The sequence below is a fragment of the Psychrobacter sp. T6-6 genome (genome assembly GCF_052258185.1).
GTDB lineage: Bacteria > Pseudomonadota > Gammaproteobacteria > Pseudomonadales > Moraxellaceae > Psychrobacter.
Genome location: NZ_JBQQEX010000002.1, coordinates 152001 through 166450, shown reverse-complemented (window position 1 = coordinate 166450; position 14450 = coordinate 152001). Strand labels below are relative to the sequence as shown.

Annotated in this window: 11 protein-coding genes and 2 tRNA genes; 4 read left to right on the top strand and 9 right to left on the bottom strand. The window is 42.8% G+C overall.

What is annotated here, in order from left to right; genetic code table 11:
* Window positions 1–37: 37 nt before the first annotated feature.
* The 7 genes from infB to tpiA form a co-directional block, all read right to left on the bottom strand.
* A complete protein-coding gene (infB, locus tag ACTXGL_RS03910) occupies window positions 38–2764 on the bottom strand; it encodes a translation initiation factor IF-2 (protein WP_319050746.1) in 2727 nt (908 codons plus the stop codon).
* A gap of 151 nt (window positions 2765–2915) precedes the next feature.
* Window positions 2916–4400, bottom strand: coding sequence for a transcription termination factor NusA (nusA, locus tag ACTXGL_RS03905; protein WP_319050747.1), 1485 nt, complete (start codon window positions 4398–4400; stop codon window positions 2916–2918).
* A 158-nt stretch (window positions 4401–4558) separates the two neighbouring features.
* Window positions 4559–5059 carry a ribosome maturation factor RimP gene (gene rimP, locus ACTXGL_RS03900; RefSeq protein ID WP_443525010.1) on the bottom strand — a complete coding sequence of 167 codons (501 nt, stop codon included), beginning with the start codon at window positions 5057–5059 and terminating at the stop codon, window positions 4559–4561.
* A 455-nt stretch (window positions 5060–5514) separates the two neighbouring features.
* A tRNA-Met gene (locus ACTXGL_RS03895) sits at window positions 5515–5591 on the bottom strand.
* Between the two features lie 124 nt (window positions 5592–5715).
* Window positions 5716–5800 (bottom strand) — tRNA-Leu (locus ACTXGL_RS03890).
* 143 nt (window positions 5801–5943) lie between these two features.
* Window positions 5944–6252 (bottom strand): preprotein translocase subunit SecG, encoded by a 309-nt coding sequence (secG, locus tag ACTXGL_RS03885; protein ID WP_319050749.1) that lies wholly within the window; start codon window positions 6250–6252, stop codon window positions 5944–5946.
* Between the two features lie 206 nt (window positions 6253–6458).
* Entirely contained in the window at window positions 6459–7283 is an 825-nt protein-coding gene (tpiA, locus tag ACTXGL_RS03880) for a triose-phosphate isomerase (protein ID WP_443525007.1), read from the bottom strand.
* Between the two features lie 419 nt (window positions 7284–7702).
* On the opposite strand from tpiA, the gene pilB reads away from it, so the two are divergent.
* The 4 genes from pilB (at window position 7703) to coaE (ending at window position 12525) form a co-directional block, all read left to right on the top strand.
* On the top strand, window positions 7703–9418 hold the full coding sequence (gene pilB, locus ACTXGL_RS03875; protein WP_443525006.1) for a type IV-A pilus assembly ATPase PilB: 1716 nt from the start codon (window positions 7703–7705) through the stop codon (window positions 9416–9418).
* A 172-nt stretch (window positions 9419–9590) separates the two neighbouring features.
* On the top strand, window positions 9591–10814 hold the full coding sequence (locus ACTXGL_RS03870) for a type II secretion system F family protein (protein WP_443525004.1): 1224 nt from the start codon (window positions 9591–9593) through the stop codon (window positions 10812–10814).
* A gap of 7 nt (window positions 10815–10821) precedes the next feature.
* Entirely contained in the window at window positions 10822–11724 is a 903-nt protein-coding gene (locus ACTXGL_RS03865; RefSeq protein ID WP_443525003.1) for a prepilin peptidase, read from the top strand.
* Window positions 11725–11838: 114 nt separating this feature from the next.
* Window positions 11839–12525 carry a dephospho-CoA kinase gene (gene coaE, locus ACTXGL_RS03860; protein ID WP_443525002.1) on the top strand — a complete coding sequence of 229 codons (687 nt, stop codon included), beginning with the start codon at window positions 11839–11841 and terminating at the stop codon, window positions 12523–12525.
* Here coaE and rlmB read toward each other — a convergent pair.
* Window positions 12488–13258 carry a 23S rRNA (guanosine(2251)-2'-O)-methyltransferase RlmB gene (rlmB, locus tag ACTXGL_RS03855; protein WP_319050755.1) on the bottom strand — a complete coding sequence of 257 codons (771 nt, stop codon included), beginning with the start codon at window positions 13256–13258 and terminating at the stop codon, window positions 12488–12490. The genes coaE and rlmB overlap by 38 nt on opposite strands.
* Window positions 13259–13506: 248 nt before the next feature.
* Complete coding sequence (gene ppnP, locus ACTXGL_RS03850; RefSeq protein WP_319050756.1) at window positions 13507–13842, bottom strand: pyrimidine/purine nucleoside phosphorylase; 336 nt, start codon at window positions 13840–13842, stop codon at window positions 13507–13509.
* Between the last annotated feature and the right edge of the window lie 608 nt (window positions 13843–14450).

The following is a 14450-nucleotide window of genomic DNA, read 5'->3' as shown; positions in this document are numbered from 1 at the left end:
ATTGCATTGCTGAATACTCTGCTATCGAACAGTGGCTTTAGATAGTACGTGCGAACTCTTGGATTTCAAAGACTTCGATTTTGTCACCAGCTTCGACATCATAGCCACGAACCGCTAGACCACATTCTATGCCAGTACGTACTTCATTGACGTCTTCTTTATAGCGACGCAATGACTGCAATTGACCAGTAAAGATAACTTGGTCGTCACGTAGTACACGGATAGGTTTGTTACGGTAGATTGTACCTTCAACGACCATACAACCAGCAGCCGCACCGAATTTACTAGAGCGGAATACTTCACGAACGTCTGCCACACCAAGGATTTTCTCACGATGTTCAGGAGCAAGCATACCGCTCATTGCTGATTTTACATCGTCAATCAAACCATAGATTACGCTGTAGTAGCGAATATCCATATTAGCAGTATCTGCTTTGCGTCGTGCTGTCGCATCTGCACGAACGTTGAAGCCTAACAGTACCGCCTCGCTTGATTCTGCAAGCGTTACGTCAGATTCAGAAATCGGACCAACACCTGAGCTGATGACTCTGACTTTCACTTCTTCAGTAGACAACTCATTTAGGGCAGCTAATAATGCTTCAAGTGAACCACGTACATCTGTTTTTAGCACAATGTTCAAGAATGACACATCGCCTTGACCCATCTGATCGAACATACTCTCTAAACGCATAGCATTCTGACGTTCGAGTTGACGCTCACGCTCACGATTGGTTCTGAAATCTGCAACTTCGCGGGCTTTCTTCTCATCCGTAACCACCAAGAACTCGCTACCAGCAGCAGGCGTCTCAGGTAGACCTAGGATTTCTACAGGAATAGAAGGACCAGCTGATTTGATACGCTGACCATGCTCGTCAGTTAGTGCACGAACCTTGCCATAGTGCTCACCAGCCAAGACCAAATCGCCTTGCTTCAATGTACCCTTTTTGACCAATACGCTAACAACAGGACCACGACCTTTTTCAAGTCTTGATTCGATAACAACGCCCTGCGCAGCACCGTCTAGAGGCGCTTCTAGTTCCATTAGCTCAGCTTGCAAGCTAATGAATTCTAATAAGTCCTCTATACCTTCGCCAGTTTTGGCTGAGATACGAGCCATCGGCGTATCGCCACCCCATTCTTCTGAGATAACTTCTTTGGTAGTCAACTCGTTAAGAACACGGTCAGGATCAGCACCTGGTTTATCCATTTTGTTAATAGCAACAATGATTGGCGTACCAGCAGCACGTGCATGATCAATAGCTTCTGCTGTTTGCGGCATCATACCATCATCAGCTGCAACAACAAGTACCACGATATCAGTCGCTTGAGCACCACGTGAACGCATAGCACTAAAGGCGGCGTGACCCGGCGTATCTAGGAAAGTAATAACGCCGCGATCGGTATTTACATGATAAGCACCAATGTGCTGAGTGATACCGCCCGCTTCACCATTCGCAACTTTCGTTTCACGAATTTTGTCGAGCAATGACGTTTTACCATGATCAACGTGACCCATGATAGTTACTACTGGTGGACGCGTTTGAATGTTACTACTGCGCTCATCAACAGCGTACTGTAGATCATCTTCAACTTTTGTATCGCTGACTGGCACGGGGTTATGACCCATCTCTTCAACAAGTAAACTTGCTGTAGCTTGGTCAATCGTGTCTGACTCACGAGCCATTTCACCCATTTTCATGAGCAATTTAGTAACTTCGCGAGCTTTAACTGCCATACGCTGCGCAAGATCAGCAACTGAAATCTGCTCACTAATCTCAACATCGTAGACGATCTTTTCAACTGGTTTTTCAAACTTGTGCTGTGACGCCTGAGTTGAACGCAAACCGTTTTTACGGTTCTTAATTTCACGCTCATCTTGATTTTTGCGACGACGGCCACGTGTGCCAGTACTGTTTGAACCGCGTTTGATTTCGCGACGCTCTTTTTCAAATGATTCTTCTAGGGCATCACCAACCAAACCTTCGGCCAATGGTTCATCTTTACGCACTTCAGTAACTGGCTCGCGATCTGTATATTTACCGGCCATTTTACGCATTTGCTCAAGCGTACGCTTTTGCGCTTCTTCAGCTTGAGTACGGCGGGTTTCTAATTCGATTTCACGTAAACGCGCTTCTTCTTTCTCACGCGTTTCGCGAGCTTTACGCTCAGCAGCTGTTTCTACTTTAGGCTTGGTTGCAGCCACTTTTTTCTTCGGCTGCTCTTTCGGCTTAACTTCAGCAGTGGCTTTACCACCTTTTTTTACAACAACTGATGTAGAAACATCATCGTTCTTGTCATCTGATTTTTTGCTAGAACCTAGACTTGCACGCATTGCAGCTAATGTGGCTGCTTGGCGTTCTTCAGCTTTTTTCTTAGTGGCTGCACGTTCTTCAGCCTCTTTAGCGGCGCGCTCTTGAGACTCAGCTAAGGCCTGTTCACGGGCTGCCAATTCTTCAGCCATTTTCTCTGGGTCAGGCTTCTCGAATACTTTCTTTTTACGTACTTCAACATTGACGCTCTTAGACTTACCTGAAGAGCCGGTCACACGCGCGGTACTGGTCGTCTTAGATTTAAGACTGATACGGCGCTTTTCTTGTTGACCATGACTTTGCTTTAAATACGTCACTAGCTTCTCTTGCTCAAGCTCGGTGACTAGGTCATCCTCTGCGCGAGCAGGTAGGCCAGCATCTACTAGTTGCTGCTGTACAGCATTTGTAGTTTTGCCTACCATTTCTGCCAGTTCTTTGACGGTCTTATCTGCCATTTATTATCACCTACTGTCTATTATTTGCTATATGTTCAATTCAGTTGTTGGCTACAAATGATTGGGTTAAGGCCAGTACCTACAACATGTAAGTATTAGCACTTTATTCTCAATAGCATATCACCAAAAGACAGCGATATGCAGTTACCGCTTATTCATCGAACCAAGATTCCCGAGCTTTCATGATGAGTTTTCCTGCAGTTTCAGAGTCTAATCCTTCGATGTCTTCTAAGTCGAAGACGGCTTGTTCTGCCAAGTCATCAACGGTAATGATGTCTTTTTGTGCCATTTTATAAGCCCAGCTGACTGTCATACCTTCAAGCTCTTGAAGCTCTTGACTTGGCTCTTTCATGTTCTGTTGCTTGACCAATTCGTCTGCGATGACAACTTCTTTGGCACGTTCTTGAATCATATCAATGGCTTCATCATCTAAGCCTTCAATGTCATAGAAGGTCTCAACAGGTACGTAAGCCACTTCTTCAATACTGGTAAAACCGATATCGACCAATGCCTGTGCTAAGTCTTGATCAACTTCTAGGCGCTCATAAAACAACTCGATGAACGCTTTTGATTCATTTTCTTGACGCTGTTTATACTCTTCTTCGAGCATCATATTCAGCTTATAACCAGTCAATTCAGAAGCCAAACGTACATTTTGACCTTGTGAGCCAATTGCGCGCGCTAGCTGATCATTGGTACTAAAGATAATGTCTGCTGTCTGTGCATCTTCATCTAGAATAATACTGCTAACGTCAGCAGGCTCTAAAGAGCTGATGATAAATTGGGCTGGATCATCTGACCAGACCACAACATCGATACGCTCGCCATCCAATTCTTGTTGTACCGCTTGAATACGTGTACCACGCATACCGATACAAGCACCCACTGGATCAATACGATGATCGTTAGTCTTAACCGCTATTTTAGCACGGGTACCCGGCAGACGAGCAACGTTGCGAATTTCGATAATTTGTTCTGCAATCTCAGGCACTTCTTTTTGCATCAATGCTGATAGCATTTCTGGGTGCGTGCGAGATAATAATAGCTGTGCACCGCGGTTTTCACGGTTCACATGGTATAAGATAGCGTTGATACGAGATTTGGCACGTAGTTGCTCACGTGGCAACATCTGATCGCGTGACAAATAGCCTTCGGCGTTATCGCCCAAGTCAATAATATAGCCATCACGTGTCTGTTTTTTGACTTCGCCATACATCATTTCACCGACACGTGGCTCAAAAGCATCAGCAACAAGCGCGCGCTCAGCTTCACGGATTTTTTGGATGATGACCTGTTTTGCTTGAGTAGCCGCAATACGGCCAAATTCGATCGATTCGATCTGCTCTTCTTTGATATCACCAATTGACCATTCTTCTTGGTCTAGATCTGTGATCGCAAGCTGACAAGCTGGCATTTCATGGTCTTCATCTGCAACCACGGTCCAGTAACGATAAGTATCGTAGTCGCCAGTGGCACGGTCGATTGATACGCGTACTTCTACTTCTGGCTGTTCGGTATATACTTTTTTCTTAGTCGATACCACCAAAGCATCTTCTATTGCTTCAAAGATATCTTCAGGATTTAAGCCCTTTTCATTACTGACAGTTTCTACTACCGTTAAGATTTCACGACTCATGCTATACCTGTCCTATCATTTTTTAATTGACTTAAATTTTATAATTTGGGTGTTGCTATTATATCGTTACTATAAGCCGCGTAAACTATTGAAAGATGACACCACTACTCTCTTATAGGTCACTTTATGGTTCTTAGCAGTTACGTTATAGTATGAATTTAGGCATCTTCATAAACTAAATTGGCTTTATCAATATTACTTAGTGCAATCTCAAACTGTTCACCATCACTTGATGTCAGTTTTAAAGAGTTTTCATCAATACTATCTAAAGTACCTGTAGCTTTACGACGTTTTTGATCACCAGTCCCAATGGCTTGAATCAGACGCAAGCTCACAGTTTGACCGACATACGCATGCATCTGCTCATCTGAGAAAAACGCACGATCAAAACCTGGTGAAGACACTTCTAAAATATATTCGCCAGCGATAGGGTCATGTACCTCTAAAATACCACTAACCTGATGATTCACCGCTGCACAGTCTTCGATTGTCACATGCTTATCTTGGGCTTGCTCTTCTGGCAATGCCTCAATATAAATGCGCAGTAAAGAGCGGCGACCTTGGGGCGCAAACTCGATACCCCATAGTGACACATCACAAGCAGCCACAGCAGGGGCGATAATATTAGTCAGTTCTGCAACTTTAGTCGAAAGCTTCATAATCTCTTTGTCTTTTCCTATTCACTTATCTGTCGTACTTAGTAAACCGTATTGAAGTCTTGCTCTTCTGTCTATATAAATTTTTTAGTTTAGTAAGAAGAGTCACGGTCATTATATAATTATAAATCACAAACATATGAGATGTGTTGTGCCTTTATATAGGGATGAGCATAAAAAACGTCAAGCTCAGCCAAACAATGCTTTTATTATTCATAAAGCACTACTATCGATAAAAGCGTGGGGAATAAAAGATAGTGTTGCTTAAGGAGCATCGTGCCAGTAGCGGCCGATGATGACCAGTGACGAGTAACATCATACTCTATTGACCTAGAGCTTAGCACAAGTAGGATAGATACCGCGATAACACCGACCTTCAGATACAAAAAAACCCACAAGCATAATGGTGGGCTAATCGGTACTGACAAATTTAGTGTACAAAACATCAGTATAAAAAGTGGTAGCGGGGGCTGGATTTGAACCAACGACCTTCGGGTTATGAGCCCGACGAGCTACCAGACTGCTCCACCCCGCATCAATCTAGAACGCATATTATAGGGATACTTTATGGAAGTGTCAATACTTATTTTAAATAAATTATAAATTAAGTATTTTCTACTAAAATATCTAACCTGACGATATGCTACGTCTATAAAACTTGGTGCGATTGGGGGGACTTGAACCCCCACAGCTTGCGCCACCACCCCCTCAAGATGGCGTGTCTACCAATTCCACCACAATCGCATTTTACTACGCTGTTCTCTAGCATCTAATCTACGGTAAATAATGCTTAAGGTAGGCATCGGTAGAAATAGGCATTGCGAAAACAGGAAAGCATTGTAAATCTAACGTGCCAAAATAGCAAGCGTTGCCTGCTCAAAAGACACTTATTCAGGGTTTTCTGTTAACGGACGCGGTGTTTGCGGTACTGACACTGGCGCGTCCAAACGGAACTGATCTTCAGCCTGCTTACGAGCATGAACCGCAAGCGTCATACTCGTAATAAAAAACACCACGGTTAGTGCCGCTGTCGCGCGCGTCAAGAAATTGGCCGTACCTGCTGCGCCAAACACCGTACCTGACGAGCCAGCACCAAAAGAAGCCCCAGCATCTGCCCCTTTACCATGCTGTATCAAAATCAAGCCGATCATGGCAATGGCCACAATAATATGCAGGGCTAATATAAACGTAAACATGGTGGCCTCTTTTGCCGCGTAATGACGACTGATAACGAAAAATAAAACTTAGGGTTAATGGGAGTAGCATCTAATGATGCTGGGTCGATTCTATAAATAAGGCGCATTGTACACGATTGCAAGGGCACTGTTAAACCTACTTTTACCCACTGATAAAGCCACAGCACCTAATAGTCTCTATAGGCTATAATCTTGATATATGGGAATTATTTATCTAATTGAGCATTAGCTTGATTAAAAGCATTCGCAATTGCTAAAAAGCTCTCTGCCTTTAATGAAGCACCACCAACCAAAGCACCATCAATCATAGGATCTGCAGCAAAGCTTTCAGCATTACTGGCATTGACACTACCACCATAGAGCACGGTGATATTGTCTATGGTGCTAGCAAAGCCTGCAATAGCTTGCTTGATATACTGATGCGTCTTACTGACTTCCTCTACCGTCGGCACTTTACCCGTACCGATAGCCCATACAGGTTCGTAAGCAATAATCAGTTTCTCAGAGAGCAGCGAGATAAGATTTGGCTGCTGGATAAGTAAGTCTTTTATTACTGAGAGCTGTTTATCAATAACATCCAGTGTTTGATGGTCATCATACTGCTCTTGTGTTTCCCCAATACAAAACACCACACCTAAGTTCTCCGAAAATGCATGAGATAACTTGTTCAACAGGCAGTCGTGAGATTCTTTATGGTATTGGCGACGCTCCGAATGACCAAGTATTGTCCAAGTAGCACCCGCATCGGCGACTTGCTGTGCTGAACAGTCACCAGTATACGCGCCAACATTCGCGCTATAGGTGCTAATATCTTGAGCGGCACTGAGTATTGTGCTGCTTGCTAAGCGTTCGCTGACCGCGGATAAATGAATACAGCTTGGTGCTACCATTAACTTACATTGGCTATTAGAAGTTGTCGTTCCGGTTTGTTTTTGGGTGCCCATTTTAGACAGCAACTCATCTAACAACACATTAACATCATTGCTAGTTGCTGGATTTTGCTTCCAATTACCGATCACCCAAGCTTGCATACTCATTTACCTTGTCTCATGTATTGATGCCAATTCGGCTAATATGCGCGCCAGTATAACAAATAATTCGCAAGTGCTATAGTAGGGTTCTATCAAGAAGCGCTGAGCGTTTTGATCACTGCATGCAAGCGTCAAGGTTGTCAGCCATACTTTTATACTATGACGATTTGATTGTTAATATAAAGCCTTCAAACTAAAGTAAAGTCGTATATTATTAAGCATAACAATATTAAATGCCGTTATTGGCTTCTCTTTACGTAAATATGCCAAGAATGACAGATTAAGCAAGATCATAAAGTGTTAAAGAAATTTACTGAGAAAACAATGTATCAATCACCGCAAATATTTTAAATTGTAAATAATTAGTACGTACGTACCGAAGACGTATGCAAAATATTTGGTATTAAGGAGAGGTCATAATGTCTATTGCAACCAGTAAGTATGCTGGTCTAGCCCAGCAACTCATCAGTGATGGTGTTGTTAGCGAAGCAAATATGAAAACAGCGCAAATGGAATCGCAACAACAGCAAATAGGTTTGGTACCTTACCTTGTAGACAATAAACTGGCTGATGCTTATCACCTCGCCCAAATGCTATCGCAAGCTTTTGGTGACCCATTATTTGATCTAGATGCACTAAGCACTGATGTTATTCCAAAAGATCTGGTAGATGAAAAGATCGTTCGTAAGTTTAATGCTCTGCCACTATTCAAACGAGGTCAACGCCTGTTTGTGGCACTCAGTGACCCAACTCGTGTTGATGCCATTGATGCCATCGCTTTTAACTCTCGCTTGTCGATTGAGACCATCGTTGTTGAAGAAAACAAACTCAAGAAACGAATTGAGGATGTTTACGCTGATACGATGCAGAGCTTTGATAGCTTTTCTGATAGTGATCTGAACGTTGGCTTTGAAGATGGCGATGAAGATAAGGATGATGGGGAAACCAAGCTTAGCGATGGCGTTGATGAAGCACCTGTCGTAAAGTTCGTCAATAAAATGCTGGTTGATGCTATACGTATGGGAGCTTCTGATTTACATTTTGAACCCTATGAGAAATCTTTTCGAGTACGTTTTCGCGTCGACGGAGTCATGCAAAAAATGGCAAACCCACCTGTGCAACTTGCCAATAAAATTGCAGCCCGTTTGAAAGTTATGTCACAGATGGATATCTCTGAACGCAGAGTACCGCAAGATGGACGCATTAAACTCAAACTCTCTAAAAATAAAGCGATCGACTTCCGGGTAAACTCTTTACCAACCTTATTTGGTGAAAAAATCGTTTTGCGTATCTTGGATCCTTCATCAGCAATGCTTGGTATTGACGCATTAGGCTATGAGCCTGATCAACAAGAAATGTTCTTAGAAGCACTACACAAGCCCCAGGGCATGCTCCTCATCACTGGTCCTACTGGTTCTGGTAAGACGGTATCACTTTACACTGGTATCAATATCTTAAATACGGGCGCCACCAATATTTCAACTGCCGAAGACCCTGTCGAGATTAACCTTGAAGGGATTAACCAGGTTAACGTCAACCCTAAAGTCGGTTTAACCTTCGCCAATGCGCTCAAGTCTTTCTTACGCCAAGATCCTGATATTGTCATGGTTGGTGAGATTCGTGACTTAGAGACTGCCGAGATTGCTATAAAAGCAGCTCAGACTGGACATATGGTACTTTCAACTTTGCATACTAACTCTGCACCTGAGACATTGACGCGTTTACGTAATATGGGCGTCGCTTCTTTTAACATTGCGACTTCGGTCAACCTAGTCATTGCACAGCGCTTGGCACGGCGACTATGTAAAAACTGTAAAAAATCGATCAGTATTCCGCGGCAAAGCCTGTTAGAGATTGGTTTTACCGATGCCGACTTAGACAATCAAGATAATGTTATTTATGAGCCAGTAGGCTGCAATGAATGCCGTGAAGGTTATAAAGGTCGTGTCGGTATTTACGAAGTGATGAAGGTAAGCCCTGATATCTCACGTATTATTATGGAAGACGGTAATGCCATAGATATTAAAGATGCTGCTCTCAAAAATGGTTTCCGCGATCTACGCCGTTCGGGTATTTTAAAAGTCCTACAAGGTGTCACTAGTATACAAGAAATGATGCGGGTTACTTCTGAATAGACACTTAAGTGTTGATATCGGTCTCTCATAAGTTTGTAGCTAGTAATTAAAAATAAAACAGATAAACACTGGTTTTTTACGCTAAAATAAAGTATGCCTAGCCAATATTACGCGTTCGGCATCCTCCTATACATTTGTAATATCTATACTGGATCATTTTGAGGGTAGTAACATGGCAAAAGCTAAGACCGATATGTTGTTGGACTTTACCTATGAGGGTACGAACAGACGCGGGCAGAAAGTAAAGGGCGAAACGACCAGTCGCAGCTTAGAATTAGCCAAAGCGACCCTACGCAAACAGGGTATCACGGTTAAAGGTATCAAGAAAAAACCAAAACCCTTGTATACCTTCAAAAAACCGATTAAAGCCATTGATATTGCTATCTTTGCTCGTCAGCTAGCAACGATGATGAAAGCAGGCGTTCCACTCACTCAGTCTTTCGAGATTGTCGCTGACTCACTTGATAATCCAAGCATGAAAGACCTAGTACTACAAATTAAAACGGATGTTGAAGCGGGTGGCACCTTTGCTTCTGCTCTACGCAAACATCCTCGCTACTTTGATGACTTATTCTGTTCGCTTGTTGAATCAGGTGAGCAATCCGGTGCACTCGAGACCATGCTCGAGCGCGTAGCTACCTATAAAGAAAAAAGTGAGCTATTAAAAGCAAAAATCAAAAAAGCAATGAAATATCCTATTGCCGTTATCGTAGTTGCCATTATCGTTACTATGATTCTCTTAATAAAGGTAGTCCCCGTATTCTCTGATCTTTTTAGTTCCTTTGGTGCAGAACTACCTGCGTTTACTCAAATGGTTGTTAGTATGTCCGAGTGGATGCAATCATGGTGGTTCATTTTAATACTTATCATTGGTTCTGCAATTGTTGGTTTTTCAGAAGCAAAAAAACGGTCTAAAAAATTCCGTGATTTTTTAGACCGTGCTGTCTTAAAAGCACCAATTTTTGGCAATATTGCCTATCAGGCAATTATCGCTCGTTTCGCTCGTACGTTATCTACAACTTTTGCTGCTGGTGTGCCACTTATCGATGCTTTAGATTCTACTGCTGGCGCAACCAACAATGTTGTTTTTTACAATGCTACGCAGCAGGTCAAGAATGACGTATCTACTGGTCAGCAACTGCAATTCTCCATACGATCTACCAACTTGTTTCCAAGTCTGGTCATTCAGATGGTTGGTATCGGTGAAGAGTCTGGTAGCTTGGAAGAAATGCTAGATAAAGTCGCCGTCTATTACGAGAATGAGGTCGACAATGCTGTCGACGGTTTGACCAGTTTGATGGAACCAATGATTATGGCAGTGTTAGGGGTGTTGGTCGGTGGATTAGTCATTGCAATGTATTTGCCAATCTTCCAGATGGGCGCTGTGGTAGGATAATAAATCGATGCAATTTATACAGTTACTACAAGAACATACTGCCTTAGCTTTGGTTATATTCGGTCTATTGGGTCTTTGTATTGGTAGTTTTTTGAATGTGGTTATTCATCGTACTCCGCTCATGATGCTGCATGGATGGCGACAAGAATGCAGTCAATTCATGACTGAACAAGCAGACATGCCGCGCGAGCACACGCTACCGATAGCAAACATTGTAGCGAAAGACCAGCCAATCACTTTGAGTCGTCCAGCGTCACGTTGCCCTCACTGTGCCCATAAAATCAGGTGGTATGAAAATATACCGTTAATAAGTTGGCTAGTGCTGCGCGGACGTTGCTCTAATTGTAAAGCCTCGATCGGCATACGTTATCCTTTAGTCGAGCTGATAACTGCCCTACTATCAGTGTTAGTGATCTATAAATTCGGTGTAAATGCTACGGGGCTGTCTGCTCTGGTTTTGGTATGGACATTAGTGGCTTTGACAGGGATTGATTTTGATACGCAGCTACTACCTGACCGTTTGACGTTTCCATTGGCAGGTTTAGGACTGGCGGTGAATTCACAAAGTTGGTTTGTGTCACCAACACAGTCGATTTGGGGATTACTGCTCGGGTTTTTATCGCTATGGATCGTCGTGAAGGTGTTTTACTTGATCACCAAAAAACATGGAATGGGACAAGGCGATTTTAAATTATTGGCAGTACTGGGCGCTTGGCTTGGGCCCATGATGTTACCCTTAATCATTCTATTATCATCTCTACTTGGGTCGATTGTCGGGTTAATCTTGATGAAAAAACAAGGTGAGAGCAAGCCTTTTGCCTTTGGTCCTTACATTGCTATCGCAGGTATCGTGGCGTTGTTGTATGGTTCAGATATCGTCAGTTGGTATCTTGGCATGTATACTTACTAAATGATTCTCATAACTTTTCAGCAGACACCATAAACGAATAAACAAGATTTTTTGAAATCTAATGGTTGGTTTATCGCTGCATTCCTTATTATATATACTAGACAAGCTACTACTATGTTAAAAAACACGCCTCACCCTTATTCGCACCAATCACAAAGTCCCCAAACGAGCAATAAAACACTTGTAATCGGTTTGACAGGTGGTATTGGTAGTGGTAAATCCGCTGCTAGCGCTTGGTTTGCTGAACAAGGTATCGATATCATCGATGCAGATGTGATTGCACATGAAACTGTTGCCAAAGGCAGCGACACGTTACGCAAAATCCAGAAAAAGTTTGGTGATTGGGTGTTGAACGGTGATGGGTCAATGAATAGAGCTGCTGTGCGCACTCATGTGTTTACAAACCCCGAAGCCCTTATTGAGCTTGAAGCTATCACTCACCCAGCGATACGTGAGACGGCAAAAGCACAGCTAGAGGCTAGCACCTCCCCCTATGTGATATTGTCCGCACCGCTACTGATTGAGGCTGCGGAAGCAGGACTTGCTAATTTATGTCAACGTATTCTAGTCATGGACGCCACTGAGGACACGCAGCTTGCACGTGCCAGTCAGCGTGATGATCAAAGTATACAAAAAATCAAAGCCATTATGACCAATCAGCTCAGTCGTGAAGAGCGTAATCGTCATGCGGACAACGTCATACTCAATGAAAGTGATCTGGCATCCTTATACCTACAGCTAGAACCCTTACATCAAGAGTATCTTATGCTTGCCCAGCAGCTAAAGTTCGCTGTCGATTAACTTCATACAATGCCATACCAGTTGCAACACTCACATTTAGACTCTGTAAATTGCCATGCTCGTTTCCTGACATTGGGATATATACAAGCTCATCACAGCTTTCCATTGTTAGGCGACGCATTCCCTCTCCTTCTGAACCCATAATAATAGCAGTTTTCCCAGTCAGATCAGCAGCATGTATTGGTTTGGCATCGGCATTAAGCGCCGTACCAAATACAAATACACCAGCACTTTTAATTTGTGACAACGTGCGTGCCAAATTGGTGACACTGATAATCGGCATCATCTCTGCTGCACCAACCGATACTTTGGCTACTGTGGGCGTTAGGCTTGCTGCATGGTGCTTGGGACAAACGACCGCATCTACACCCATGGCAACTGCCGTACGCAAGCATGCACCAAAGTTATGCGCGTCTGTGATTTGGTCCAGTACCAATAACAAGCACTGCTCACGACCAATAATGGTATCGAGTAAGCCCTCATCGGCGAAACCTAGTGGACGAGCATTGAGGACCACGCCCTGATGCTGCGGACTACCGCATAACTGCGTTAGCTTGTCTTTTTGGGTTGGCTGAATACTAATACCATTAGCCTCAGCTTGGGCTATGATGGCTTGTACATGACTGTCAGTCTCGCGCCCTTGCTGCACAAATAAGCTAAGACCATCAAGAGGACGATGTTCAAGTAGCGCATCAATTGCATGGATGCCATAAAAATAAATGGGTTTTGCCATAGTAGGCCTATTAAATATTAGGTGGGTATCGCGATAAGCGATGGAGTAAAAAAGGATGTCGTTAGCACTGATAATAGATGTAGCTATGACTATTCATTGCCAATTGAACAAGACTTAAAAACAGAAATAAACAATACCAATCTGATATTGTTTATTTTTTGGTTGTTGACATTATTAGCCAATCATTAATGATATTAGCGTAACGGTATTTTTATCGTACTGCTAACACTATCAGCCTTCTAATATGATCAGCCCTCTAGGTGGCAGACATACTGAACGATCTCTTCGGTACGAAGATTGAAACCACTGTTGCCTTCGACGACAAATGATTGACCTGCACGGTAGTAGCTAAATTCCTCATCGCCGTTGATTTTCACTTCACATTCGCCACTGGTAATTTCGATACGCTCGGAGGTATTGGTGCTAAAGTGATAGTGCTCTACCAGATTATCACAGGGTAGGATAACACCCAATGTCTTATGGCGACCATCTTCAAACATGATGGTATGGCTCGAGCATCGACCGTCATAAGATATTGTCGCTTGTGCATTGACTGTTACGTTAGTAAATTGCGCCGCTGTCATCGTGGCTTCCTTATCAAATAATTATGGTAAAACTAAAAAATAAGTAACGGGTTACAGTCGTCCCAGCATAGCGTCATGACCAGACACTTCTGCTCGACGTACTGTATCCTTTTATACTAGATGTCTGCGCACTACAAGTAATCGCAGCTTCTATGAAAACGCTTTGGAACAACAACTGATCGGGACATTGTGCTTCCCACTATACGCCTATAATTTTACAAAATCATGACTTGTTGTCATGTATTACATTTTATCATTGTGTGAGATTATGCTACCACATTATATCCATAAAGTTTGTTAAAGCGACTGGGAAAATACTGCTTAGTACTGATTATCCATCGACTTAATTAGTGTTTTTTCGTATGACTATTTAATCAGTATAAGGGATAGGCTGTCATGAGCACTGCCTGAGTTATTTTATATATTGGCTGTTTATATACCTACTTGGTTTTGAGACATCAAACTATCCTAATAGTTGATATTGTAGACATTATAGTAATGACTTGCGGTCTATTTTCGATAGTTATATGATACTCTTCCTAGAAGAAAGTCTATTATACATCGTCTTAAAGTTTGTATTTAAGCCTATTTAGCACCATACTATTTGC

What these genes read in the sequence shown, in the direction of transcription:
- ACTXGL_RS03870 (WP_443525004.1), top strand. Translation starts at nt 9,591, where the DNA reads ATGGCAAAAGCTAAGACCGATATGTTGTTGGACTTTACCTATGAGGGT.
- tpiA (WP_443525007.1), bottom strand. Translation starts at nt 7,283, where the DNA reads ATGCAAGCTTGGGTGATCGGTAATTGGAAGCAAAATCCAGCAACTAGC.
- pilB (WP_443525006.1), top strand. Translation starts at nt 7,703, where the DNA reads ATGTCTATTGCAACCAGTAAGTATGCTGGTCTAGCCCAGCAACTCATC.
- nusA (WP_319050747.1), bottom strand. Translation starts at nt 4,400, where the DNA reads ATGAGTCGTGAAATCTTAACGGTAGTAGAAACTGTCAGTAATGAAAAG.
- rimP (WP_443525010.1), bottom strand. Translation starts at nt 5,059, where the DNA reads ATGAAGCTTTCGACTAAAGTTGCAGAACTGACTAATATTATCGCCCCT.
- infB (WP_319050746.1), bottom strand. Translation starts at nt 2,764, where the DNA reads ATGGCAGATAAGACCGTCAAAGAACTGGCAGAAATGGTAGGCAAAACT.
- coaE (WP_443525002.1), top strand. Translation starts at nt 11,839, where the DNA reads ATGTTAAAAAACACGCCTCACCCTTATTCGCACCAATCACAAAGTCCC.
- ppnP (WP_319050756.1), bottom strand. Translation starts at nt 13,842, where the DNA reads ATGACAGCGGCGCAATTTACTAACGTAACAGTCAATGCACAAGCGACA.
- rlmB (WP_319050755.1), bottom strand. Translation starts at nt 13,258, where the DNA reads ATGGCAAAACCCATTTATTTTTATGGCATCCATGCAATTGATGCGCTA.
- ACTXGL_RS03865 (WP_443525003.1), top strand. Translation starts at nt 10,822, where the DNA reads ATGCAATTTATACAGTTACTACAAGAACATACTGCCTTAGCTTTGGTT.
- secG (WP_319050749.1), bottom strand. Translation starts at nt 6,252, where the DNA reads ATGTTTACGTTTATATTAGCCCTGCATATTATTGTGGCCATTGCCATG.